We start from the raw sequence: 24355 nt of genomic DNA, 5'->3' as shown, positions 1-24355 counted from the left end.
GATTGGAAAGGGCAATGCCGAAAGTTACATTTAAATCAGACCGTCCGAGTGAGAATGTCACCCTTGAAGTAAAAGAGGGAACAACAATCCTTGATGTGGCCCTTGATAACAACATTGACCTGGAGCACAATTGCGGCGGAAGTTGTGCCTGCACAACCTGTCATGTCTTTATCCGGGAGGGGATGGGCCATCTCTCAGAGATGGAAGAGGATGAAGAAGACCGGCTCGACACGGCAGAAGGACTCACCCTGAGTTCCCGTCTCGGCTGTCAGGCACGCGTAAACGGAGATATTCTCGTCGAGATTCCCAAGCGGACACAGGAATTTAGAAAGGCCGAACAACACTAATGAAACTCACATGGCGCGATAACGAAGAGGTTGCATTCGCCTTAATCGAAGCGCATCCTGACATCGACCCCTTAACGCTCCGATTTACCGATCTTCATAAGATGGTCACAGAACTTGCCGACTTTGAGGATGACCCGAAAGGCTCGAATGAGGGGATCCTTGAAGGGATCCAGATGGCCTGGCATGAAGAGCTTGAAGACGACTAACGATTCAGAAGGTAATAGACTCTACCAGCTCAATACAGTATCACAGGAAAAGATCGTTTCGAGCATCTCCTTACACCCGATCCTTCTATGAGGGACATGAGTGGGAGAGGCATAATTTTGAATTTTTTGATCCTTTCCATCTTCTGAGAGGACACAAACTGATACTTTTGGGTCCGGGATTTCCATGCCTATTGCATCCCGCATAAGTATGACGACTACATGATCTGATTCGGCCTGTTTCCGAATCAACTCCAGCGGATAGGCATCCTCTCTTTCCTTCAGGATATGTAAAATTCGCTTCAAATATGTCCCTCCTAAAGCTTCCTAAAGCCTCACAAACCAGTCGGACTCCGCCATTTTTGATGCGATCTCTTCCTTCGAGAGAGGTTTGATCTGATAATCACTGCCTGACAGGTCAATCCCGCCTGCGCCCGCATCATCAATATAAAGAACCGGAATAAATTCCTTGAGTGTGGTGAGATATTTCATCGCAATCTCTCCATCGACAAGATCCTCGATATCATTTTCTAATATGCGGGGGGCTTCCTCCGTAAAAATGAGTTCGACCTGATGCCCTGAGGCGGCCAGACCCAAGGCAATGCGGACCCCTTCGCAGGTACGGTGGCTTTGACGTGGATCGCTTCGAATGAGGATAAGGATTTTTTTTGACATCGAACAATTACAAGTTACAGAGTGATAAAACGGTCACAGCCCTTGATAAGATCTGAAAGGACCACAAGACCGCCGAAGGCCGCCTTGTCGCTCGGTGGGATGGAGCGTCGTTGCGCACCGTAGGCACAGAGGAAGAGCTTTACCCCGGTCTCCTTTAGACGGGTCATCTCCGGATGGTCGATGTGCTTCACGCCGTCATCAATAAGATAGAGATAAACACCAATCCCTTGCCGACGGGCCTCTGTGGCAAGCGAAACCACCAGGGCAAGATTCTTTTCCTCCGGCGGGGTTGATAAAATTATACCAAGCTTTTTATTTTTCATATGTTTTTGAGGCTAGAAGGCGGCCTTGGAAATCACGCCGCCCCCGACGACTTCATCACCGTCATAAAAAACAATGGACTGTCCGGGGGAGATCCCGCGCTGGGGAGCATCGAAAGTCACATGAACCGTCCCGTTCGTTTGTGGGAAAAGAGTCGCCTCATGCTCCTCGGTGCGATATCGTATTTTCCCCCTGACCCGAAGCGGCCCTAAGGGAAGACCAACCCCACCCCACACGAGGTCTTCGACAACCAGATCCTCCTGGAGCAGAGCCTCTTCCGAACCGACCACCACCTCCCGCTTAACCGGATCAAGCCGGGTGACATAGGTTCGTTTTCCCAGCGCGATTCCCAAGCCTCGCCGCTGGCCCACCGTATAAAAGGCCACCCCTGCATGCTGACCGACCACTTCTCCCTCTTCGGTTACGATCTCTCCGGAGGCCGCGGCCTCCGGACGATTCTCTGAGAGGAAGGCCCGGTAGTCTTTTTGCGTTACAAAACAGACCTCCTGACTCTCCAAGACCTCCTCATAAGGAAGCCCCAGCTCCGCCGCTTTCTGGTAGACTGCTTTCTTTTTCATTTCTCCGAGCGGGAAGAGTGTTGCCGAGAGTTGTTTCTGGTTAAGGCGGTAGAGAAAGTAGCTTTGATCTTTTTCATGGTCAAGGCCCTTGCAGAGGGTGTATCGGTCCTGCTCGGGTCGATAGCGGATGCGACCGTAATGGCCTGTCGCAATAAAGACGGCATCGAATTTCTCGGCAACTTTGAGGAGATGTCCGAATTTCATCCGTTCATTGCAACGAACGCAGGGGTTGGGGGTTAAGCCTTCGAGATAGGCATCGCTAAAGTCATCGATAATCTCTTCCTGAAAGGCCTTCTGAATATCAATGGCATGGTGCGGGATAGCAAGCTCTTTCGCGACGTGCCTGGCAAGCCCGACCTTGCAACAGGACCGGTCCTGCCAACGCTTCTCTTCCTCCCCTTCATCTTTCCAAAGGATTAAAGTCACACCGATGACATCATAACCCGCCTCTTGAAGGAGGACGGCTGTGACGGCGGAGTCTATCCCGCCGCTCATCCCGACAACAACCTTTTTCTTGTTCCGTGTATTCTGCACGAAAGAGCTACCCTTGCGTCTCCTGACCAACAGCATGTAATGCCGTGACAGACTCTTCCTTTTCGCTATTTTTCATGTTCATATTGCAGGTAGCATTAAACTGCACGCCTTCATCAATCACCAGAGAGGGGGTATTTATGGAGCCATCGAATATCGCCTTCGGGAGAAGATGGACCTTCTTGCTGGCTCGGACATTACCTGAGATCTTTCCGCTGCAGACGACAGTCTCGACGATAATCTCCGCCTGAACATCTGCGGATTCTCCGATGACCAGGGATCCCTCTGAAACGATCTCTCCCTCAACCTTTCCATCGATTCGAATCGTTCCTGTATAGGTAATAATTCCTTTAAACTCGGTCCCCTTCCCAAGAAAGGCAATAATCTCATCCATGTTTTCTTTTCTTCCCATCTCTCCTCCGTTACACGTTCTAGAAGCATTGGCCGCTTCCAGGTTAATGACAGCTTATAAATATCCTAAACTATTTTCTCCAGAATTCTTTCCAGATCTTCCAATGAGTAGTACGCTATCCGGATCTCACCCTTGTGACCCTGTTGTATCAAGCGAACCTTTGTTCCCAGGGAACGGCGGAGCCGGTCCTCGACTTCCAGACTTTCAGGCGACGAGGCCTCTCCAGCACGGGGAGTCTTCGACGAGAAAGTCCCCTTTTTCTTCTGGACGAGCGCCTCCAGTTGCCGGACAGACAAACCTTTGGATTTAATCTCTTCTGCAAATCGCAAGAGATCTTCCTTGATATTTGAAGAAAGGAGGACCTTCGCGTGCCCCATCGTAAGTCGCCCTTCTGAAATCTCCTTCCAGAGCGCTTCAGGCAGCTGGAGGAGTCGAAGGAAATTTGCAACCGAGGAGCGATCGATCCCGATTCGTTCGGCGATCTCCTCCTGAGTCAATGAAAATTCCGTCGTCAGACGGGAGTAAGCCTGCGCCTTTTCGATCGGGTTCAAATCTTCCCGTTGAATATTTTCAAGAAGGGCCCACTCCATCATTTCACGCTCCTGGAGCTTCTTGACCATCACCGGAATTTTTGAAAAACCGGCCATCCGGGCCGCCCGCCAACGCCGTTCTCCCGCAATCAGTTCAAACTTCCCATTGGCTTCACCTTGAACGACAAGGGGTTGGATCAAGCCATTCGTCTTCAGTGAGGCCGCCAGTGAAGCCAGGGCATCCGTATCAAAGTTTTTTCTGGGCTGGTAGCGGTTCGGAACAATCTGATCGATACCGATCTCACGAATGGTTTGTGTCCCGGTCTCTGCTGCAGGAAGAAGTGCGGTGAGACCCAATCCTCTTCCGAGTGCCTTACGCGCCACGTTCGATCACCTCCTTCGCCAATGCGAGATAGGCCTGAGCCCCGCGTGAGAGTGCATCGTAATAGAGGGCCGGCTTTCCATGGCTTGGCGCCTCGGCCAGGGTAATATTGCGCGGGATGACCTTCTTGAATACTTGTTGCCCGAAGTGCGTCCGGATCTCACTTGAAACCTGATTGCTCAGATTATTTCGTCGGTCGTACATGGTCAGCAGAATTCCTTCAATCCGGATGTTGGGATTGAGGGATCCCTGCACCAGCATCACGGTATCCATCAGTTGTTTGAGTCCTTGCATGGCATAGTATTCACACTGTAAGGGGATGAGAAGAGAATCTGCCGCCGTAAGCGCATTTACCGTCAGGAGGCTGAGTGATGGGGGGCAGTCGATGAGAACATAGTCATATTGATCGATCTCCCCCGCCAAATGATCTTTCAAGACCTTCTCTCTGCCCTTGACCCCCACCAACTCCAGTTCAGCACCTACCAGATCAATGTGCGATGGAAGAAGATCCAGTCTCGACACTCCGGTCTCGACCAGCAATTCAGAGACCACGCTTCGACCGGTGAAAAGATCATAAACACTTCCAGTGAGTTCTTCCGAATCGACCCCCAGACCACTGGTTGCATTTCCCTGCGGGTCGAGGTCAATCAAGAGGACTTTTTTTTCTGCGACACTCAGAGAAGCAGCGAGATTGATCGCTGTCGTCGTCTTGGCAACCCCTCCCTTTTGATTTGCAATCGCAATGATTTTTCCCATGTCAGGCATCTTATTCAAAACACTAAAAAAATCTTAAATTTCGCTATCCTAACACATTTATTTTGTGAAAAAAAGTCTCAAAGCCAGACCAATTGGGCACCCTAAATCAGAGCTTCCTCAACTAATTGTGCCTTAAAAATGTGCCGAGACGATATTCTTCGAAGGCGGTTTCAAGTTCTTTCTTTGTATTCATGACAATCGGGCCGGACCAGGCAATCGGTTCTCTGATCGCTTGTCCTGAGACCAGAAGAAAACGGACCGGTTGCGCTACGGTCCTTACTCGGATTCCACTACCCTGTCCGAAAAGAACCAGGTTTCCAGGCAGGATCGGTACAGGGGCTTCCTCTCCAAACAATCCTTCACCCTCAATCACATAGGCAAATACGGTGTGTTCTTTCTCCGTCGCATGCTCGTAAACGGCATCGGGGGTGATCGTAACATCAAAATATTCCGGGCAGCTCACGGTCCCCTGAACCGGTCCTTTTATGCCTCCGACCTCTCCACAGATCACCTTAATGGAAACATCCGTATTTGGAGACACTCTTGGGATCTCATTGGCTTTTATATTCTGATATCGGGGGGCCACCATTTTGTGTGACGCGGGCAGATTCGCCCACAGTTGAAACCCCCAGAGCTCCCCCTCTGAACGCTTCGGCATCTCTTCGTGGATAATGCCTCCCCCCGCCGTCATCCATTGAACATCTCCGCCTTGGATGACCCCGCGATTGCCCATGCTGTCCCGATGCGCGACTTCCCCATGCAGCATGTAGGTGATTGTTTCGATTCCCCGATGAGGGTGCATCGGAAATCCGGCCATGTAATCGTCCGGGTTGCTGGAGTGAAAATCATCGAGAAGAAGGAAGGGATCGAGGAGCTGAGTCTCCGGGGAACCAAAAAGACGCATCAGGTGTACCCCTGCGCCTTCAATGACCGGCTGACCCTTCAGGATCTTCCGAATCTTGCGAAAGGTATCCATCACCAAGCCCCCTACAAAAAGAAAATACCTGACTTCCTGGCAAGCAGGATGATCAGCGCAATAAATGCCACTTTAAGTAAAAATAAGTAAAACAAACTGGACAGCTTCATCGATCCTCTCCCCTACATTTTCAATCGCCAGAGGAGCATTCCCGTTCCCAGGAGGAGCATTGCCATGCTGACTCCCTTCAAGATCATCTCATACCGCTTCAAGTGATGTAAATCAGACTCCCTTTTTGAGCGCTTGATTTCTTTATAGGGACGTGAGGCATTTATTTCAACAAGGCTGACAAGCCCCATCGCACCGGCAACGATCAGCGAGGGGAGGGAAATGCTGTTGGTTTGAATGATGTACCCACCCAACACCGGAAGGACACCCCAGGAAAAGGCAAACCAGTAATCGGTGTGAAAACGCCCATTGAACCATTCCAGGTTGTATGCGAACAGAAAAAACCCTTCGAGGAGGGCGATGGCGAGAAGCAAGGGTGTCCAATAGAGGATATAATATATCCCGATACCATATGCCGGAATCAAGGCACTGACTGCAAGAAACCACAGTCCCCGTTTTGAAAAATGTTGTCCCCAGGGCTTCGCCGCCTCTCCGCCGATGGCGTCCAGGGCATGGGCCGCAACCCCCAGCCCCAGAAAATAAATCAGGACGATTGCAAGAACACGGTCCCAGAAGATTCTTTCTGCCAGCATGGCGCCGATGACGGTATAAGAGAGAACCATTCCGGTATAAGGGAGAAAGAGGAGGCCGATAAATATACGAAATTTGAGGGGGCCAAACCGGGGAACGAACCATTCTGAACGTCGATCCGGAAGTGATTCCATAGCGTCCTTTGTGATTTTGAAGATCCCCGCCTCAGAGCGGCGAGGATTGTGCTCGCTAAGCGTGTTCAGGCCTATTTCCTGGACGAGGTCTTTCGGGTTCCCGTGGACCGCGCCTTTGCGCTTTTACGCTCATATCGGAGCACGAGGCCTCCCTTTCCGATGGCCATTCCCTTATCAGGATTGGAAAAGTGGAGGCTGTTGATCTGCTGGTTCACACCACTCTCTACAATTACCCAGCTTTTCCCTCCGTCCCGGGTATACACCATCGACCCAAGATCACCCACGGCCCAACCCTCATCTCCAATCATCGCAATATCCCAAAGCCCCTCTGTCAGTCCACTCTCCCTTGGGACCCAGGTCTTCCCTCCATTTTCGGTCGTCAGGATAATTCCGTCCCCCCCGACAATCCAGCCCTTATCAGGTCCCTGGGAAATAACTCTGGCAAAAAGCGCCCTGACAGGGAAGGGGAAAGGGTCCCATGTGTTCCCGCCATCCTTGGTCTGAAGAAGTGTCCCGCCGGCCCCCGTCAGCCAGCCTCTCTTCTCATCCATAAAGATGATATCGGTAAGGGATTGAGTCGTGTGACTGAATTGCAAACGCCAGTTCTTTCCCCCGTCGACGGTCTTGAAGATAATTCCGGTTCCTCCAATGACCCAGCCAATTTTCGATGTTAAGAAGTAGACGTTTTCCAGGCTGCCCTCTGTCAATTTCTTCTGCGTCTTCCAATGTTTTCCGCCATCCACGGTACGGAGGATCGCCCCTTGTGCGCCGACGGCCCAACCTTCTTTGAGGGAGGTGAACTGAACCCCGAAAAGCCAGGATTCAGTTCCGCTCTCCTGAAAGGTCCAGGTGTCGCCGCCGTCGTCTGAATATTTAATCGCCCCCGCTTCTCCAACGATCCAGCCGTGGCGCTTATCAAAAAAATGGATCTTGAAAAGGCGTTCCGCAAAACCATAGTTCTGGGTGTCCCAGGTCAGGCCGCTGTCTGCCGTGTGAATAATAAACCCTCCCCAACCGACGGCCCAGCCATGCTTTGCGTCACCAAAGGACATCCCTTCCATCGTCTTGTCGGTCGGCACCTCAATCGCCACCCAGGTCTCCCCCCCATTTTCTGTCCTAAGGAAGACCCCCGAACCCCCGGCAATCCACCCGATCTTAGGAGAAGAAAATTGTACAGAGAGCAGCAGCGATTTTTGAAAATGACTCTCCTGAGGACTCCAAGTCTTTCCCCCGTCGTTCGTATGGACTATCACCCCTCTTCGTCCAACCGCCCAGCCATCATTCTCATTCACAAAAAAGATGCCTTCGAGAGGGATCTTCGTCCCGGTATCCTGTCGAACCCACTTGTTCCCCCCATCTCTGGTGTGGAGAACGACCCCATCCCATCCGGTGATCCAACCCAGTTTTTTATTAAGAAAAAAGACCTCTAGTAGGGGGCCGGCATTGTACCCGACATCCCGAAGCACCCAGTGCTCCCCGCCATCAGAGGTATGAAATACCGCCCCCTGGGCACCGACGGCCCAGCCCGTCTTGTCATCAACGAAGCGGATATACCACAGCCAGGCCACCTTCGGACCTTTCTGTTTCACCCAGCTTCTTCCACCATCTTTTGTGTGATAGAGGTTTCCCGTCCAACTTGCCGCCCAGCCATTTTTCCGGTCGGGGAAATGGATAGAGAAGAAGCGTTCTCCTCTTTTTCTGAATTGCGCCCGCCAGTGCACCCCTCCATCCGTTGTGTGGAGAATACTGCCGAGGGCGCCAACGGCCCAGCCTTCATTGGCGGAGATAAAGTAAACTCCCCAAAGGGCACTTGAACTGACTTCCCCTTGTTCAATGCGCCATTCTCCCAGCCCGTCCACGTCACCGGCGGGAGTGGCACGACCGACGGGTCCAATACATGAGAGAAGCGTCACGATGAAAACAATGGAATATTTTCTAAAACAGGTCATTTTCCCCTCAAAAAGAACACGAAGTTACACGTAACTATTCAGCATGCCACTATTTGGCTTCGCGAGACCCATCCGTTCGGGGTAAGGCGCGAGGAGCGCAGAATCCGGAGCGTATGGTTTATAGTGAGGATCGAGCACCACGGCAACGCCGCCATGGAGGGAAAGAGGGGTGTGCTGAATCGTTACAGTGATACTTGATCTTTCTTTTTTCTATATGCTATCTTTTTACAACATCTGGGACCAAAATGCAAAAGCGCTTACCCCCCCTCATTCTGCTGATCGTCTTTCTTCTCTGGACTCCCGTGATCCTTGCCGCCGACGGTTCGCTTAAATCTATTCAGAAACAGGTCAATGAGATCTATCGCATTGCTCAGGACATGGTGGAACATGGAAGCGATGGTCATACGGATGAGATTGTCTCTTATGGGAGAAAGATCCTCGAACGGGCGGCAGTATTGCTTGAGGGAATCAAGTCCCACACCTCCCCAGAGATAAAAAACAAAGAAAACATTATAGACTTGCTTAGAGAGATGACAGAAAAAACGGAAGCGGCAGTCCGCTTCGGTGAAAAACACAAGCGACGATCCGCCCTGGCCTCAGCAGAAAAGGCCTCTTTTCGTGCGAAGAAACTCCGCCAGAGACTTCTGGCTTTGAAGTGAAGACGCACCAACCCGGTCTTCTATTCGCGTCAGAAACCTGACAAAAATGTTTCACGTTTTGTGAAACACCCTCCTGACTCAATATCCAATCACCCTAATCAAGCCATTGAAATATAAGGACCTTACATCACAAAATTGTGTTAGAATGGCGTGGTACGACTATTGCTTAATAAAACCGATACAGAAGGTACGATGATGTACTTTAATTTTTTGGCGAAGGCGCCTGGAGACTCATGATGATAGATCCAGGCGCCTTTTTTTACAATTTTTACCTGAGGTCACTTTAATATGCGGGAAGGAATCACCCCTCCAAAGTTTGTCGATAAGTTTTTCTGGGCCGATTTCGACGCCGCGCCGATGCCGGTCCTTTCTCTCTATCCGCCGCCATCTCCACTGAAACTGGAGGTGCTTCGCCTCGATGTCTGTGGACTTGAGGACCAGCCCCGGCTGATCTCCTGGGCGATCCTGAATGATCTCCCCCGGGTCAAGCTGAAGGTCCCCCTGATCTGCCAGATTTTCAATTGGTCTGAGGAGGTCGAATGGGAAGGAATCCGTCTTGTCGACCTTCTTGATTTTTTGAGGATCGACACACATCCGGAGGGATATTTTGCCTTTTACTCCCGGGATCGGGTTTTCTTCGAAGGACTCTCCCGGGACGAGGCGCGAGACCCGCACGTACTGCTTGCCACACAATTAAATGGCGCGCCCCTCCCCGAGGCACATGGGGGGCCGCTTCGTCTGATCGTTCCTTTCCTTCAGGGATATAAAAGCGTGAAGTGGGTCGGCGCGATCCGGGCCTTCCGCCACGATCCGATCGGGTCCAAGCGGCTTCTTGGACAAAGCCCCAGCGGACAACTGAACGAAAAGTGGCGTGAAAAACATCAAATCATCCCTCCCGAGGGAAAGGCGGGCGACCCTCCGCTCTTTCCAACGAAGGTAAAACCCGAGCAGGTCTCTGATATCGCACCTCAGGTCCTGCTTCAGCCCGTAAAAGGAGAACTTGATTCCGAGGTAAAAGGAGGGACGGAAACCGTCAAAGCCGTGCTGAAAGAGGTCATCGCGATTCTCCGTCCGAACAGACATGAGATTACCCGTCAGGCCCTGGAGGCTGCCGGGATTACCTCTTATACAACCTATCCCGCCCTGGGACGGAGCCATCAACGGGGCCTAAAGTTTCAATCAGATAAAAAAGAAGGGGTCGCGATTAAATTTCTGCCAAAGCAATTCTTTTCAATTGTCATCCCCGAAACGCGCCTCTCTGCCGCCATTGCTGTGATCATGAAAGCAAACCGGACCGGAAAGGGATCGGTCGGCGATGGGCGGATCTTCGTCTGCGATATCGAGGATGCCGTTCGGATCAGTACCGATGAACGGGGAGGAGAAGCCATTTGAAGATGATCCGGGCCATTATCCGCACCGAACAGGAGGAAAAAGTCCTGAAGAACCTGGAGGACAAAGGACTCTATGCGGTGACCAAGATCCCGGTTCTGGGCCGTGGGCAACAGCGGGGAATCCAGGTGGGCCGCGTCAGTTATAGTACCCTGGCAAAGTTAATGCTCATCCTGTTTGTTGAGGAAGAAGAGTATGAAAAAGCGCTTGAGGCCATCGAAAGCGGGGCGGACACCGATCATCCGGGGGATGGAAAGATCTTTGTCCAGGAGGTCTCGGAGGCGTACAACATACGGACCGGCATAAAAGATGTATAACGGTCCATCTCATCTGGCTTTTACTCCATGGCGGCGTTGCTGTGGGGCTCGAATCCTCACGTATGGAACATACGCTCCGGGTCTGCGCTTCTCGCGCCTTGCCCTGAAGCAAAATCCAGGTAAGCTGAACCATTATACATATCCGACTACGAGTACTTTAAAATGAAAACCAAAGAACTTTTTAAATTTAGAAGCCCCGAGATTCGGGCGCTCCATTTGACCTGGATTGCATTTTTTCTTTGCTTTTATACCTGGTTTAACATGGCGCCGCTGGCGACGACGATTGTCAAATCGGTGGGGTGGCTGACGGTGGAGCAGATCAAGCTTCTCGCGATCTGCAATGTTGCCTTGACGATCCCGGCCCGCGTCTTCATCGGGATGGCGATGGACAAATGGGGTCCCCGGCGGGTCTTTTCCATCATGATGATCGTCATGACCCTTCCCGGCTTTGTTTTTGCTTTTGGAGAAAGTTTTGCACAGTTGCTGATTTCCCGTCTCATCCTCGGCTGTATCGGGGCCGGTTTTGTCGTCGGGATTCATATGACCACCCTTTGGTTCAAACCCAAGGACATCGGTTTTGCCGGAGGATTCTATGCCGGATGGGGAAACTTCGGGTCCGCAGCGGCGGCGATGACCCTTCCCTCCATTGCCTTCATCTTCTTTGGAGGAGAAGCGGGATGGCGTTATGCTGTGGCGTCCAACTGCATTTTCCTGCTCCTCTATGGGATCTACTACTGGTTTGCCATTACCGATGGGCCAATCGGGACCGTCTTTAGAAAGCCCAGGAAGGTCGCTGCAATGGAGGTCAGCAGCTGGTCCGACATGATCAAACTGATCCTCTGGACCATCCCGATGACGGGGGTGCTGGCCGTCCTCGTCTGGAAGATCCAACGAACCGGTTTTCTCGGAAGAATCGGGACGATAACGGCCTATGGCGTGGTCGCCGCCGGCGTTATTTATCAGGCACTTCAGGTCTTGAAGATCAATCTTCCGATTCTGCGGCAGGGGGTCCCGAAGGATGACCTCTACGACTTCAACAGCGTCGGCGCCCTCAACACCACCTATGTCGCCAATTTTGGGGCCGGGCTGGCGGTGGTCTCCATGCTCCCGGCCTTTTTTGAAAGCACCTTTACCCTCTCACCCGCAGCGGCCGGTCTGATTGCCTCCTCTTTTGCCTTTGTCAATCTCTTCGCCCGACCGCTGGGAGGGGTGATCTCTGACCGAATGAAGAGTCGGAAAGGGGTGATGGTCCTTTATATGCTTGGAACCGCCGTCGGATTTTTTCTGATGGGACTGATCTCTCCGGCCTGGCCCATCCCGCTTGCCATCATCATCACGGTCCTCTGTTCCTGCTTTGTCCAGGGGGCAGGCGGGGCCACTTTTGCCATTATCCCATTGATCAAGCGCCGCCTCACGGGCCAAATCTCGGGGATGGTCGGGGCTTACGGGAACGTCGGCGCGGTGATCTACCTGACGGTCTATTCTTTTGTAGACACCCGGACCTTCTTCTTTGTGGTTGCTTCCGGCGCCTTCATCAGCTTCCTCTTCTGCTGGCGCTACCTGAAAGAACCGGAGGGGGCCTTCGGAAGGGAATACCATCTCTCTTCGGTCGATCGTGAGATTGAGGGAGAGGCCCTCCTCCATGACCTCCTCCCGGCATTAGATAAATTGAATCAGGAAGAAACCGCGGACAGGAATGACCCCGTCAAAAAGGAGCAGGTTAAAATGGAGGTCGGTTCGAATGAATAAGAACCCGACCCGGCTAGTGGTGATCGGAAACGGGATGGCAGGGATGGCCACGGTTGAAGCGATCCTGAAAACGAAGTCTGATCTCTCGATTACCATCTTTGGCGACGAAGCCCAGACGCATTATAATCGGATTTTCCTCTCGGATGTTCTCGCCGGAAAAACGACGGGGGAGAAGATTATTCTCCATTCGGAGTCTTGGTACGCTAAGAATGAAATTGATCTCAGGCAGGGGGTCAAGGTCGTTTCGATTAATCCAAAGGCAAAGCAGGTTAGCGATTCCGAAGGGACGGTCACAGATTATGACAGCCTCCTCCTGGCGACAGGGGGAAGCCCCACGGTCCCGCCGATTGCCGGATCGGATAAAGAGGGAGTCTTCGTCTTCTGGACGATGAAGGATACGGAAAAGATCATTGCGGCGGCACGTTCAAATCGCGAGGCAGTGGTCATTGGCGGCGGACTTCTCGGCCTGGAGGCCGCGCGGGGACTGATTAATTACGGGGTGTCCGTGACCGTCGTCCACCTGGGCGACCGTTTGATGGAACAGCAGCTCGACACCATCGGCGCGTCTATCCTGAGAAGGGATCTGGAGCGGATGGGAATTCCTTCCATTCTGAATATGACCGCCGACAAAATTATGGGAGACAAGCCTGGAGACAATCAGGTCTCCGGCGTTCGCCTAAAGAGCGGAGAGACTCTCCCTGCCGGGATGGTCCTGATCTGCACCGGAACACGACCAAACCTCTCCCTTGCAAAAGAGGCGGGTCTGAAGGTCAATGAGGGGATCGTCGTCGATGACCGGATGGAGACCAGCCGCGCAGGCATCTTTGCCGTGGGAGATGCCATAGAGCACCGAGGAAAGGTGTACGGTCTAGTGACCCCCTTGAAGGAGCAAGCAGAAGTTGTGGCGGACGCCATTGCCGGTAAGAATACGAAACGCTATGAAGGAACCGTATGTGCAACCACCTTGAAAGTGGCCGGCATCAATCTCACCTCGGCCGGTGACTTTACCGGCGGAGGCGGGGCTGAGGAAGTCTCTTTTGTCGACTCGGAAAAATCAATTTATAAAAAGTGCGTCATCCGTCAGAATCGTCTAACCGGATTCATCCTACTCGGCGACAATACAGACGGCCCTCGCCTTTTTAATCTCCTCCAGAAGGGGGAAGACATCTCGGCCATCAAGAACACCCTCCTCGGAAACATCGCGATGGAGGGGGCACCCGATTCCCTGTCCGGTGTTGCCTCCCTGGCCGAGTCCGACCTGGTCTGCACTTGTTACAGCGTCTCGAAGGGAGCCATCTGTTCCGCCATCCGCGAAAAGGGCTTGAAGACACGGGATGAGGTCGCAGGCTGCACCGATGCGACCACGGGCTGCGGCAGTTGCGCCCAACTGGTGAACGATTTACTAGATCTGGTGAACAAGCCCTCTCAGCAGAAGGGATCTGCAACTGCGCCCCCCTCTCTTGTTAGGAAATCAAGGTCGGGCTCCCTTAAAACACTCGATCTGGAGAAAATAAAACAGGGAGGTTTGGGGCTCGACTTTTCCCGTATCAGAGAGGAGGGGACGCGTGCCCTTTCACCTGAAGACGGTTACCGCCTCAAGACCTATGGCATCTGTACCCAGAAGCATGAAGGGTACTCAATGATGCGAATCCGAATTCCGGGGGGGATTGTAACTTCAGAGCAAGTCACGCAGCTGGCCTCCCTGGCAGAAGTCCATGGGCGTGGCCGAATCCATCTGAGCGTCCGGCAGGCCCTGGAACTTCACTGGGTCCGGGTCGAAGAGGCGGAGACGATCTTTGCAAAGCTCAAATCCATGGGTCTGACCAGCCGCTCGGCCTGTGGCCACACGATGCGGAATGTCACGGCCTGTACCCTTGGGTCGATTGCTCAGGACGGCCTGATCGACGTTCAGCCCTGGGCCCGGCAGATCAGCGACTATTTCATCAAACGCTCCGATTTAATCAATCCGACAATGCCGAACCGGTTAAATATCAACTTCTCCGCTTGCGGGGTCTGCGCCGCAGACGCGATGATCAATGACATCGCCTTTGTCGCCGTTAAACGCGAGACGGAAGGTGGAAGCCCTAAGATCGGCTTTGAGTTCTGGGTCGGCGGGAGCCTTGGTTCACGCCCCCTCCTCGGATTCCGGCTTCGCGAATTTATTCCCCTTGCGGACGCGCTTCCGGCCTGCCAGGCCGTCTTCGAAATTCATGTGAAGTTTGGTAACAGAAGTAAAGCCAAGTCGCGCCTGAAATTTCTGATCAAAGAATGGGGACAGGAAAAATTCATCAAAACTTTCGACAAGATCTTTCAGGAAAAACAGGGTCTCCCTGAAAACCGGGAGGTTTGCCTTCCGACGATGGCCGATGTCGATAGAAGGCCCTGGAGCGGGGGACGGCTGGCAGCGGGTCTTATTCCTGCCCAAGCCTCAAAGCTCCCCTCAGGTGCCATCCCACAGCGGCAGCGCGGATATGTCCGTCTCGCGGTGGCTGTCCCTCTGGGTGACATCCGCGCTGAGACCTTTGCAGCCCTCGGCGAGATCGCTAAACAGCATGGTAACGGCCGCTTACACTTTACGAAAGACCAGGATGTCGAACTTCAATGGATTCCAGCCCGAAAGATCCGCCGGGTGGCCAAGATACTTGAGCAGCTTGGGCTCTCCTTAAAAGGAAAGGCGAACGGACCTAACTTGATCGCCTGCGTCGGGATTGAATTCTGCACGCTTGCCGTTACCCATTCCCAGGGGGCGGCTCGGGAGCTGCTCAATCATCATAATCCAGCCGACCCTGAAAAGCGGGCCCTGTTCAATGCCCTCTCGATTCATATCTCCGGATGTCCCAACAGTTGCGCGAAACATCAGGTAGGCGACATTGGCCTGGCAGGGTCCATGTCTCCTGTCGGGGCCTCGCGGCGCTTCTCCTACCAACTTTTCCTAGGGGGAAGTCTGACGGGGAATTTCCGCCTGGGAAAGATGGTCCGGAAAGCAATCACAGAAGAGATGGTTGTTCCCACTGTAGATGCCCTTCTAGATATCGCCTTGGCACACCGCCACGCCGATGAATCATTTCAGGAGGTGATTTCACGACTCGGGACCGACAAGGTGATGGAGATTCTGGAGGAGAAAATTAAGCCCTTCGTTCCGGAGGCCTCTGAGGTCGTGGCCATGACCCCTGAATTGATGGAGATTTCATGATGATGAAAATGATTCAGGCCATTATCCGGCCCGAAAAAGAACGGGAGGTTATCTCAGCCCTTGAGAAGGCAGGGTTTTTCTCCTACACACGCCTTTCAGTCTCTGGGCGGGGGAGACAACGGGGGATACAGGTTGGGCCGGTTCGATACGAAGAGCTTTCAAAGGTCTGGTTGATGATTGTCGTCAACGAAAACGAGGTCGACCGCGTCGTAGACACCATCAAAATCGCCGCCCGTACCGGAAACCCGGGGGACGGTAAAATCTTTGTCTCCGCGCTTACCGAGGCGCGGTCGGTTCGGAAACAAACAGAAACTACTTAAATCGGATCTGAAAAGAACCATTTCCCGTCATTCCGGCGAAGGCCGAAATCCAATTTTTCTCAAGTTGGTACATCCCCTCTAGACTCCGGTTTCCACCGGAGTGCGATTTTTTACGAGACTGTCATTTTTTGGGAAACCGTCAAGTCGCCTGAAAGACAAGGCCAGAGGCCATAAGGGCGACCGAGGCGTACTCTTGTACGGTGAGGAACCCTTAGGCCGATAACATAGTATTTCAGGCGAATCGGCGGTTTCTTACCCTACAAAACCTGTAACAAGTCCGGACTGGTATCACACGATGTTGCAAGACGGCAGCCTATTTCCGTCGCCAGGATCTGATCCAAGACCTCTATCGGCGGGAGATCCAGAAAGACCTCCTCCCCCTCTACCTTGACCTGAAACACCCGAATTGCATACGCTTCGCCGTTCAGGGATTCTCCAGAAGCCAGCGAGAAGTTTTTCTTGTGTAGTGGACAGGCCACCTTGGGTGTCCCCTGGACGTCTCCAATGATGCCGCGTGACAAGACAAAGGCCTTCTTATGCGGACACATCTGCTGGCAAGCATACCATTTCCCCCGGCTTTCAAAATTGAAGACGGCAATCTGGACCTTTCCGACCTTGATCGTCGCTCCGCCGTTCGTTGGGAAGTCAGAGACGATTCCAACCTTCACCCACGCAGATTGATTTTCCTGTACCAAGTCGGCTTCGGGAAGCCTTTGCTGGAGTAACTTGAACTGTTCAAGCGAGACCGATTCACTTGGCCAATCTGCAGGCCGTTGCTGGCCGCGCTCCGAGATAATTTCGAGACTGGATTCCGTCTCGTCGGTATTTACAAACTGACGGAAGGCCTTCCGCCTTTCAGGATCGTTCACCACCTCCGTCCATTCACATTTGTAGGTATCGACCAAGTATTGCATCCGCTCGTCAAGTTCGGCACAGATGCCGAGTTTGTCTTCAATGATCACCTCTTTCAGGTGTTCAATACCGCCTTCCAACTTCTCGATCCAGACCGAGGTCCGGGTCAGTTTATCCGCCGTCATTATGTAGTAGATCAGAAAACGATCAATATAAGTCACGGTGGTCTCTTCGTCGATGTCGGTCGCAAAAAGATCTGCATGGCGTGGTTTGGCCCCGCCGTTGCCGCAAAGATAGAGATTGTAGCCATGTTCCGTCGCCACCAATCCAAAGTCTTTCCCCTGGGCCTCCGCGCACTCACGGACACAGCCTGAGACGGCACTCTTGAGTTTATGTGGCGCGCGAATTCCCTTGTAGCGATTTTCCAGTCGAACTGCGAAGCCGACGGAATCCTGCACCCCGTAACGGCACCAGGTAGTGCCGACACAGCTCTTGATCGTCCGAAGGGCCTTGCCATAGGCATGGCCGCTTTCAAAGCCGGCCGCAACCAGCTTTTCCCAGATATCCGGCAGGTCCTGTACCTGGGCGCCGAACAAATCTATTCGCTGTCCGCCGGTAATCTTGGTGTAGAGCCCATAAGCCTTGGCTGTTTCACCCAGGGCCACCAGTTTGTCTGGGGTAATCTCTCCAGCCGCGATACGCGGAATGACAGAGTACAGCCCGCCGCGCTGTGTATTGGCAAGAAAGCGATCATTGCTGTCCTGGAGTGTCTGATGATCGGGTTCCATGATATTTTCATTCCACATTCCTGCCAGAATGGACGTGATGGCCGGTTTACAGATTTCGCAACCGTCACCCGTTCCGGTGGCCGCAATAATCTCATAGAAGGTCTTAAGCTTCTTTGCCTTGATCAGGGCAAAGATTTCGGTGCGTGAATAAGCAAAGTGCTCACACAGGTGGTTCTTCACCGTCACCCCCGCCGCGCGCATCTCTGCGCGAAAAAGGTCGGTCACCAACGGCACACAGCCACCACATCCTGTTCCTGCTGTCGTCGCTTCCTTGACCTGTGCCATTGTCGTAAGCTCACCCTCACGAATTGCCGTACAAATGTTTCCCTTGGTCACGTTGTTGCAAGAACAGATCTGGGCCGAGTCGGGCATGGCCTCGACCCCACCCAGCACTGACGCGCCGCCTGACTTGCCCAGAATCAGTTCATGGGGTTTACAGGGGAGGGGGTCGTTACTTTTGACCATCATGGAGAGAAGACCATAATCACCGGCATCCCCGATCAGCATCCCGCCGATCAGACGGGTGCCGTCATGACTGAAGAGAAGTTTCTTATAGATCCCTCCGAAGGGGTCTTCCCAGGTAAGCGGTTTGGCCTCCTCTGGCCCGGCTTCATAACTTCCGAAGCTGGCAACATCCACACCCAAGAGCTTTAACTTGGCGGAAAGATCGGATCCGGTGAATGTCACATCGTCTCCGGTAAGATTGGCCGCCACCACGTCTGCCATCTCGTAGCCCGGCGCAACCAGGCCGTAAGTCACTTCGCGGTGCCGGACAACCTCGCCCATGGCATAAATGGAAGGGTCAGAGGTTTGAAGGTGATCGTTCACTACGATGCCGCCGGGCGTACCCACCTCAAGACCGCAATCCTGGGCAAGCTCATCCCGTGGGCAAATCCCGGCAGAAACAATAATCATGTCGACATCAAGCATCTCGCCATCTGTAAAGCGCATCGCTTCGACAACGCCGTTGCCGATAACTTCTTCCAGCATCTTGTTGAGATGAATAGAAACCCCGAGTTCTTCGATTTTTAGAACCAATATCCGAGACCCGGCATCATCAATATTTCTCGGCATGAGCCGGGGCGCGCATTCAACCACATGCGTTTCGAGACCCAAGTCATGGGCGGCCTTGGCCGCCTCCAGACCGAGCAGACCTCCTCCGAGGATCGCGGCCCGCTTGATCTTCGCTCCGTAAGCGATGATGCGCTCCAGGTCTTCAATGGTGCGATAGACAAAGACGCCATTTTTATTAATCCCTGACACCTTGGGCACAAAGGGGTAAGAACCCGTGGTAAGGGCCAATACATCATAGGCAATCTTGACCCCTTTGTCGGAATGGACAATACACGACTTCCGATCAATTTTATTAGCGCGATCACCGACATGCAATTCCACGCCGTGCTCGTCATACCATGCCCTCTTTGCCAACATGAGTTTTTCTGCATCGCGATGCGCAAAAAACGAGGTCAGGCCGACGCGATCATATGCGGCACGGGGTTCCTCGCAAAAGGTCGTGATCCTGCATTTTTTTCCGGTATCGAAGGCCACCAGTTTCTCACAAAACCGCTGCCCAACCATCCCGTTTCCGATCACGACGATATTCTTTCGCGTGTCCCTGTCCTTTAACCCTGTCCTCATTGTTCTCCCGATTTCCATTTATAAAAACAAAAAGTAACGACTCAGCATGCCTCGATTGGCTTCGCGAGGATTCGAGTACCACAGCAACACCGCCATGGAGGAAAAGAGAGGGGTGCTGAATCGTTACAACAAAAAAAGCGCCGTCCCGGCGAGAAGACCTTGAACCAGTCCTCTCCATGGGTATAACGGCGCCCTTGCCAGCGGTATAGACCACCTCGACTCGCGTGGATCTACACCCGCTTTTACACTCTTAGAGATATTAGCAAACTACATGCCAAAAGAATAGCCTTGAATATGCCTGTGTTTATCGGATCTACCTCGCATGGACCCGATAATTTTATCGGACAGGCAACAATTTTGTCATAAATACCCCTGAAAACGGCAATCTCAAAAAGCGCACTTCCCTTGACGAAAGTTTGTAAAAGATGATAAAAGGGGAGGGGATTTATGGCTAAAAATCAGCGCCGGAGTGGCGGAATCAGGTAGACGCAAGGGACTTAAAATCCCTCGCCCCGTAAGGAGCGTGCCGGTTCGATTCCGGCCTCCGGCACCAACTAAATCAAGATCTTATGACTTACTGGCAACCGCTCCTTTCCCCTGGAATGGAAGCACTGTAACCGTAGCTGTAACTGTTCTCTCCCGATTATGGGCTTCAACCTTCCTCGAAGCCTCCTTTAAATCCTCCGCAGATACGATATCGTAACAATGAAAGACCTCATCCGTTTTGTGACCGGAAATCCTTTTGGCCACACTTTGGGGGACGCCAGCCCGGATCATGTTTCTAACCGCACTTCTTCTCAGATCGTGAAATAGCATCCCTTTGAGTTCTGTCGCAAAGTTCAGATTGTTATCACCAGCGGTTTCATAGTAGCATTCGTGGCATCAAACAAACAATACTCTTGGAGCCCTCATGCTGAGTTTTAAAGGATGCCATTTTGAGAAAGACATCATCTTGTTATGGCAACCGATGGTACCTGTCTTATCCTCTGAGCTACCGTCACATCGAAGAAATGATGGAAGAACGTGGAGTCGATGTGGATCACTCCACTCCTTTCATTGAAAAAGAATTTAGAAAGAAGAAGAGACCCATTGGCCAGAGTTGGAGAATGGATGAGACCTATGTCTCCGTCAAAGGTGAATGGAAGTATTTATACCGTGCGGTCGATAAACAGGGCCGGACGATTGACTTTACCCTCCCTGCAAAGCGGGATCGGAAGGCAGTGCTGAGGTTCCTAAACAAGGCGTTAAAGTTCCAGAAGAAACCCTTCAGATTAACATCGACAAGAGCGGGGCCAATAAAGCAGGCATCAGAATATATAATCATGAAAACCGGAAACGGATAAAGATCTGACAGTGCAAATACCTGAATAATATTGTCGAGCAAGACCACCGCTTCATCAAAAAGAAAATACGACCCATGCTTGGATTCAAATCATTCCGAAGTGCCAAGATCACTCTGAGCGGTATTGAAGTAATTCATATGATTTACAAGGGACAGATGAAACAACGAGCCGGACAACACCAGACCTTCGCCCAACAATTTTATTCCTTGGCCGCATAGGCAATACCGTTTCAAGAACTTTTATATCTCTCGACAATATTTGCGACAGAACCCATAAAACTCGCTCTGTTTTTGACCGGTATGATATCGTGGACGAAACGGATCTTTCAAATACGGCGATTTTACTACAGAAGGGAATAAGGAATTCAGCGAGGATTCAAGAAGAGATTCACCTCAGTTTGCCCGAATGAGCACAATCGCGGCGATTCTCTCACTTATGGTTCTCTAACCTATTGATTTTTGGTGCCCCCGGGGTGATTCGAACACCCGACACACGATTTAGGAAAGCAGTAAACGCTCCCTAATCCAACCTACCCTAACCAACAAAAACCAACTCCAGCAAAGAGTTACGAAAAAAGCCTTAATTGGCTGGAGTAGGCTGGAATAGGCCTGAGGGTGATTGAGTTGAGCCCAAAATGAGCACATTTACTAAAAAGCAAAGTTATATGTGGCGAGTATCATGTAAATATCTCACTGAAAATCGATTTAAGTAATTCGACTTCTTGTTTTATTTTATTCTTGCTTGGACATCGGGTGAGACATCGGTGAGCTTCTTATAATTGTATTCCATATCCCGGCATATTTTTTCATTTGATCCGACACACCTAAGCCTTCGGCTTGAATTCGTTACAGGGGGAAGCCACGGTGTGCTTCGTTGGCATATCTTTATAATACACTTTGATCCCAAGGGGACCACCACATTCGCACCTCAGTCCTTGATTGGTCATTCCTTTTTTATCTGACATATCGTATCTCCATTACCTCTCTACTACTTCCCTAAGATTTCATTCGGGATTAAAAAAGAACAGGGCAAAGAGTCTCCGATTTCTTCAAGATTAGTTCCCCGCCATGAGGCCTGACCGGGACAGGCGCCGTCAACTTTGCGTTCAAATAATGGGCTATATTGACATATTTTCTCTCTAATCTGTTCCAATGGAGAAGAGGTACGGTTCGACTCTAAGCCTCCCACAAGCACATTTTATCACTGCAGAAAATTTATTGTCGAGGAGATCTGTCCCATTTACGGTTACTAGACTGTGCTGACAACGACAATTCACATCGTTGTCTTTGACGTGTTGTTCGATCTTATTTTGACAGAGCCTCTTTGTCTTCGTTTGAATCGATACATCTAAGAACAGGTAATCTATGTGCATTGATTTCCTCTAAAAGAATGGCTCGTCTCAGCTTATCGCCAAATACGGAATTGTCCTTGACCCCGTTGTAGGTCGCTTAACGTCATGATGAAGGTTCAACGAAATCCCCCGGATTCTGCAACTCAGCCACTTTCGGGTTCAAGATTGAAAACTCTTTCATGATCCGATTCGTCATGGAAATAAAATTAAGGATCTCTTTCTTCGTCCCACTTTTTAGTCTCTTTGCCTTGCAATGTGTGCAGAGCATGGCAAGGCCTCCTTGAGCCTGCTCGACTTCAAATACAGTCCAACAGGAGCAGTCATTACAATGACATGTCAATAATTGCTTGCCCATATCCACAAAACCCTCCTAAGCTAACGAGAACGGGAAAGTGACATCACGCAGATTCTTGCGGGAACACGTTACTGTCGCATCGAATTTTACTTCGCCCGGGTCCGATAAGATGATCGCTACTCTGAGGTCACCGCAGAAACACCTTAAGCCACGATTTCTTATCTTCTGTTCTATGATTTCCTTACAGAGGTCCATTGCTTCGTCTCCCAAGGTACCATCTAAAAAGTGGTAGTTATTTGTCATAAATTACTCGATAGGGACCGTCCCCTGTATCTCCCTAAATTTGTCAGACTCGCGGCAGCTGCATCATCCCATCATTTTTTGGATATAGGAGTCAATTGATTCTTTTATTTTTACCCGGGCTTCGAGGGAAACGTTGCTGAACCACCTGTAGTCATCTTCCACTCTTTAGCCTTTTTATCTCCTCCAAGATCTCTTCCCTCTCCGAAATCTCCTCCATATCCGAAAGGCTGATTATCGCCTCACTGAGTATTTTCAGGTTAAGGTCTCTAATTCCTGGTGGTCTCCTGTTCTACCTGGACCTTCTCTCTTTCCCGCACCGTGTGCTGGGTACATTGGGGTCCATAAATTTTCTACGGCCTATCGCTGACCTTAATTGTTCTCCAGGACGACGCTCTTCGAGTCCACGAACATTTACCTCCGTCTCTGGTATTTCCCCCTCTAAAACTCCCCATTGGTCAGCAGTGCCACATTTACATCGCAATTCAGCCTTGAAACGCGTATCAAGCGCATAAGTATGTATCCTTATCGAAAGCGACTCGCAATCACACCGAACTAAATTATGCTCGGTGATATGGCCTATTTCCTTTTTTACTCTATCTTTCACTTCTGGCGAGATGAAAGGGGGCCACTTATATCTATTTTCCATTATTAAACCTTTTTATTTTTACCCGAACAATGGACCTACAGGGCGTGAGAAATCATCTCTTTACCGTCTTCCTAACCCAAAGAGAAATGAAATGTCACAGACTTGAGGTCACCGCATCCACATCTAACCATCGCACCAAACCGTATCCCAAAACTATCCTTGAAATTGACGATTACTCTGAGGTCATCGCAGGAGCAGTTTATAGCCTGGCCTTTTATCAATTTCTCGATATGTTCTTTACAATGGTTCCTTGTCTCAGGGTTCAATGTGTCATCTAAAAAATGGTATTTATTTGCCATCATTTTTACTCTATAGGGATCATGCCTTCAATAATCCCAAAGTCGTTCGTATCGCCGCATTTACATGTGATCCGAGCAGTATAATAAATCTCCTGCCGGTCTGTTTCCACGGAAATGGTTAAAGGGCCACAGCTGCATTGCACCTTCCCTTTTTGGATATAGGATTCGATTTCATCGCTTACTTTTTCCAGAGTTGTGGGGGAAATATTTCCAAGCCATCTGTGGTCATCTTCCATCCCTTTATCCCTTCCAGGATCAAGATTTTAGCCCTATTTTCCCCGAACAGCGGACCTACAGGGCGTGAGGAATCAACTCTTCGCCATCTTCCTGAGCAAAAGAGAAATGGAACGTCACGGGTTCGAATCTGCCACATCCATACCGTCTCCTTGCGGCAATCCTGCCTTCAATTTTATCTTTAAGGGTATTGCAAGGGGCCCTCATCCCCTAGGTTGTGCATTCGGAACAAAACCAAGAATTTATTTATTCAACAGAAATTACCTTGATATTAAAGGTCAATTCCTTTCCTGCGAGTCGATGGTTAAAGTCAACCAAAACCGTATTCTCTCTAACTTCTGAAATGATAACTTGGATGCTTGTACCATTAGGATTCTGGCCACTCAATATGGAGTTATTGTCAAATCTGGTGTATGAGATCTTCATTAAGCGGCGACCTGATCTGATTTATTGATCTCAATCCCATCTTTAAATGGAACTCCTTCG

21 protein-coding genes, 1 tRNA gene and 1 pseudogene are annotated in these 24355 nt (G+C 51.1%); 10 read left to right on the top strand and 13 right to left on the bottom strand.

What is annotated here, in order from left to right:
- The first annotated feature begins 14 nt into the window (after positions 1-14).
- Both EYQ01_09795 and iscX read left to right on the top strand, forming a co-directional pair.
- Entirely contained in the window at positions 15-347 is a 333-nt protein-coding gene (locus EYQ01_09795) for a 2Fe-2S iron-sulfur cluster binding domain-containing protein (GenBank protein HIE66075.1), read from the top strand.
- Entirely contained in the window at positions 347-553 is a 207-nt protein-coding gene (iscX, locus tag EYQ01_09790) for a Fe-S cluster assembly protein IscX (protein ID HIE66074.1), read from the top strand. The genes EYQ01_09795 and iscX overlap by 1 nt, the downstream gene beginning before the upstream one ends.
- A gap of 21 nt (positions 554-574) precedes the next feature.
- On the opposite strand, the gene EYQ01_09785 is transcribed toward iscX, so the two are convergent.
- From EYQ01_09785 to EYQ01_09740, 10 genes are all read right to left on the bottom strand, one after another.
- Positions 575-856, bottom strand: coding sequence for a hypothetical protein (locus EYQ01_09785; protein ID HIE66073.1), 282 nt, complete (start codon positions 854-856; stop codon positions 575-577).
- A 21-nt stretch (positions 857-877) separates the two neighbouring features.
- Complete coding sequence (locus tag EYQ01_09780; protein HIE66072.1) at positions 878-1225, bottom strand: hypothetical protein; 348 nt, start codon at positions 1223-1225, stop codon at positions 878-880.
- Between the two features lie 14 nt (positions 1226-1239).
- Positions 1240-1548 (bottom strand): hypothetical protein, encoded by a 309-nt coding sequence (locus tag EYQ01_09775; protein ID HIE66071.1) that lies wholly within the window; start codon positions 1546-1548, stop codon positions 1240-1242.
- Positions 1549-1560: 12 nt separating this feature from the next.
- On the bottom strand, positions 1561-2694 hold the full coding sequence (mnmA, locus tag EYQ01_09770) for a tRNA 2-thiouridine(34) synthase MnmA (protein HIE66070.1): 1134 nt from the start codon (positions 2692-2694) through the stop codon (positions 1561-1563).
- The gene (locus tag EYQ01_09765) at positions 2666-3067 is read right to left on the bottom strand and encodes a polymer-forming cytoskeletal protein (protein ID HIE66069.1); all 402 of its coding nucleotides are present in this window, start codon (positions 3065-3067) and stop codon (positions 2666-2668) included. Before EYQ01_09765 ends, mnmA begins: the two co-directional genes overlap by 29 nt.
- 65 nt (positions 3068-3132) lie before the next feature.
- Positions 3133-3981, bottom strand: a complete 849-nt coding sequence (locus tag EYQ01_09760; GenBank protein ID HIE66068.1) for a ParB/RepB/Spo0J family partition protein — start codon at positions 3979-3981, stop codon at positions 3133-3135.
- Positions 3971-4735: a ParA family protein gene (locus EYQ01_09755; GenBank protein ID HIE66067.1), complete on the bottom strand. Its 765-nt coding sequence runs from the start codon at positions 4733-4735 to the stop codon at positions 3971-3973. Before EYQ01_09755 ends, EYQ01_09760 begins: the two co-directional genes overlap by 11 nt.
- A 121-nt stretch (positions 4736-4856) precedes the next feature.
- Complete coding sequence (locus tag EYQ01_09750; GenBank protein ID HIE66066.1) at positions 4857-5711, bottom strand: pirin family protein; 855 nt, start codon at positions 5709-5711, stop codon at positions 4857-4859.
- Positions 5712-5833: 122 nt separating this feature from the next.
- On the bottom strand, positions 5834-6544 hold the full coding sequence (locus EYQ01_09745) for a hypothetical protein (GenBank protein ID HIE66065.1): 711 nt from the start codon (positions 6542-6544) through the stop codon (positions 5834-5836).
- Positions 6545-6615: 71 nt separating this feature from the next.
- Complete coding sequence (locus EYQ01_09740; protein ID HIE66064.1) at positions 6616-8493, bottom strand: hypothetical protein; 1878 nt, start codon at positions 8491-8493, stop codon at positions 6616-6618.
- Positions 8494-8738: 245 nt separating this feature from the next.
- On the opposite strand from EYQ01_09740, the gene EYQ01_09735 reads away from it, so the two are divergent.
- From EYQ01_09735 to EYQ01_09710, 6 genes are all read left to right on the top strand, one after another.
- Positions 8739-9152, top strand: a complete 414-nt coding sequence (locus tag EYQ01_09735; GenBank protein HIE66063.1) for a hypothetical protein — start codon at positions 8739-8741, stop codon at positions 9150-9152.
- Between the two features lie 288 nt (positions 9153-9440).
- A complete protein-coding gene (locus tag EYQ01_09730; GenBank protein HIE66062.1) occupies positions 9441-10544 on the top strand; it encodes a hypothetical protein in 1104 nt (367 codons plus the stop codon).
- Positions 10541-10858 (top strand): P-II family nitrogen regulator, encoded by a 318-nt coding sequence (locus EYQ01_09725; GenBank protein HIE66061.1) that lies wholly within the window; start codon positions 10541-10543, stop codon positions 10856-10858. The genes EYQ01_09730 and EYQ01_09725 overlap by 4 nt, the downstream gene beginning before the upstream one ends.
- A gap of 162 nt (positions 10859-11020) precedes the next feature.
- Positions 11021-12607: an MFS transporter gene (locus tag EYQ01_09720; GenBank protein HIE66060.1), complete on the top strand. Its 1587-nt coding sequence runs from the start codon at positions 11021-11023 to the stop codon at positions 12605-12607.
- Positions 12555-15800, top strand: a complete 3246-nt coding sequence (locus EYQ01_09715) for a hypothetical protein (GenBank protein ID HIE66059.1) — start codon at positions 12555-12557, stop codon at positions 15798-15800. Before EYQ01_09720 ends, EYQ01_09715 begins: the two co-directional genes overlap by 53 nt.
- Before the next feature lie 2 nt (positions 15801-15802).
- Positions 15803-16120 carry a P-II family nitrogen regulator gene (locus tag EYQ01_09710; GenBank protein ID HIE66058.1) on the top strand — a complete coding sequence of 106 codons (318 nt, stop codon included), beginning with the start codon at positions 15803-15805 and terminating at the stop codon, positions 16118-16120.
- Between the two features lie 257 nt (positions 16121-16377).
- Here the strand turns inward: EYQ01_09710 and nirD are convergent, their stop codons facing one another.
- A complete protein-coding gene (nirD, locus tag EYQ01_09705; GenBank protein ID HIE66057.1) occupies positions 16378-19398 on the bottom strand; it encodes a nitrite reductase small subunit NirD in 3021 nt (1006 codons plus the stop codon).
- A 463-nt stretch (positions 19399-19861) separates the two neighbouring features.
- On the opposite strand from nirD, the gene EYQ01_09700 reads away from it, so the two are divergent.
- A tRNA-Leu gene (locus tag EYQ01_09700) sits at positions 19862-19951 on the top strand.
- A gap of 14 nt (positions 19952-19965) precedes the next feature.
- Here EYQ01_09700 and EYQ01_09695 read toward each other — a convergent pair.
- Positions 19966-20214, bottom strand: coding sequence for a hypothetical protein (locus EYQ01_09695; GenBank protein HIE66056.1), 249 nt, complete (start codon positions 20212-20214; stop codon positions 19966-19968).
- Between the two features lie 94 nt (positions 20215-20308).
- Between EYQ01_09695 and EYQ01_09690 the strand changes: the two are divergent.
- Positions 20309-20959: pseudogene (locus EYQ01_09690) on the top strand (IS6 family transposase).
- A 2681-nt stretch (positions 20960-23640) separates the two neighbouring features.
- Here the strand turns inward: EYQ01_09690 and EYQ01_09685 are convergent.
- Positions 23641-23871 carry a hypothetical protein gene (locus tag EYQ01_09685; GenBank protein HIE66055.1) on the bottom strand — a complete coding sequence of 77 codons (231 nt, stop codon included), beginning with the start codon at positions 23869-23871 and terminating at the stop codon, positions 23641-23643.
- Between the last annotated feature and the right edge of the window lie 484 nt (positions 23872-24355).

The sequence above is a fragment of the Candidatus Manganitrophaceae bacterium genome, assembly GCA_012960925.1.
In the GTDB taxonomy this organism is placed as follows: Bacteria; Nitrospirota; Nitrospiria; order SBBL01; family JAADHI01; genus DUAG01.
The sequence above is the reverse complement of the archived record's forward strand: the minus strand, read 5'-3'. Positions and strand labels throughout refer to the sequence as shown.

Coding starts and splice junctions, on each gene's coding strand:
- EYQ01_09775 (HIE66071.1), bottom strand. CDS start 1,548: ATGAAAAATAAAAAGCTTGGTATAATTTTATCAACCCCGCCGGAGGAA.
- EYQ01_09710 (HIE66058.1), top strand. CDS start 15,803: ATGAAAATGATTCAGGCCATTATCCGGCCCGAAAAAGAACGGGAGGTT.
- EYQ01_09740 (HIE66064.1), bottom strand. CDS start 8,493: ATGACCTGTTTTAGAAAATATTCCATTGTTTTCATCGTGACGCTTCTC.
- EYQ01_09715 (HIE66059.1), top strand. CDS start 12,555: ATGACCCCGTCAAAAAGGAGCAGGTTAAAATGGAGGTCGGTTCGAATG.
- EYQ01_09685 (HIE66055.1), bottom strand. CDS start 23,871: ATGGAAGATGACCACAGATGGCTTGGAAATATTTCCCCCACAACTCTG.
- nirD (HIE66057.1), bottom strand. CDS start 19,398: ATGAGGACAGGGTTAAAGGACAGGGACACGCGAAAGAATATCGTCGTG.
- EYQ01_09730 (HIE66062.1), top strand. CDS start 9,441: ATGCGGGAAGGAATCACCCCTCCAAAGTTTGTCGATAAGTTTTTCTGG.
- EYQ01_09695 (HIE66056.1), bottom strand. CDS start 20,214: ATGCTATTTCACGATCTGAGAAGAAGTGCGGTTAGAAACATGATCCGG.
- EYQ01_09795 (HIE66075.1), top strand. CDS start 15: ATGCCGAAAGTTACATTTAAATCAGACCGTCCGAGTGAGAATGTCACC.
- EYQ01_09735 (HIE66063.1), top strand. CDS start 8,739: ATGCAAAAGCGCTTACCCCCCCTCATTCTGCTGATCGTCTTTCTTCTC.
- mnmA (HIE66070.1), bottom strand. CDS start 2,694: ATGCTGTTGGTCAGGAGACGCAAGGGTAGCTCTTTCGTGCAGAATACA.
- iscX (HIE66074.1), top strand. CDS start 347: ATGAAACTCACATGGCGCGATAACGAAGAGGTTGCATTCGCCTTAATC.
- EYQ01_09720 (HIE66060.1), top strand. CDS start 11,021: ATGAAAACCAAAGAACTTTTTAAATTTAGAAGCCCCGAGATTCGGGCG.
- EYQ01_09750 (HIE66066.1), bottom strand. CDS start 5,711: ATGGATACCTTTCGCAAGATTCGGAAGATCCTGAAGGGTCAGCCGGTC.
- EYQ01_09780 (HIE66072.1), bottom strand. CDS start 1,225: ATGTCAAAAAAAATCCTTATCCTCATTCGAAGCGATCCACGTCAAAGC.
- EYQ01_09755 (HIE66067.1), bottom strand. CDS start 4,735: ATGGGAAAAATCATTGCGATTGCAAATCAAAAGGGAGGGGTTGCCAAG.
- EYQ01_09745 (HIE66065.1), bottom strand. CDS start 6,544: ATGGAATCACTTCCGGATCGACGTTCAGAATGGTTCGTTCCCCGGTTT.
- EYQ01_09765 (HIE66069.1), bottom strand. CDS start 3,067: ATGGGAAGAAAAGAAAACATGGATGAGATTATTGCCTTTCTTGGGAAG.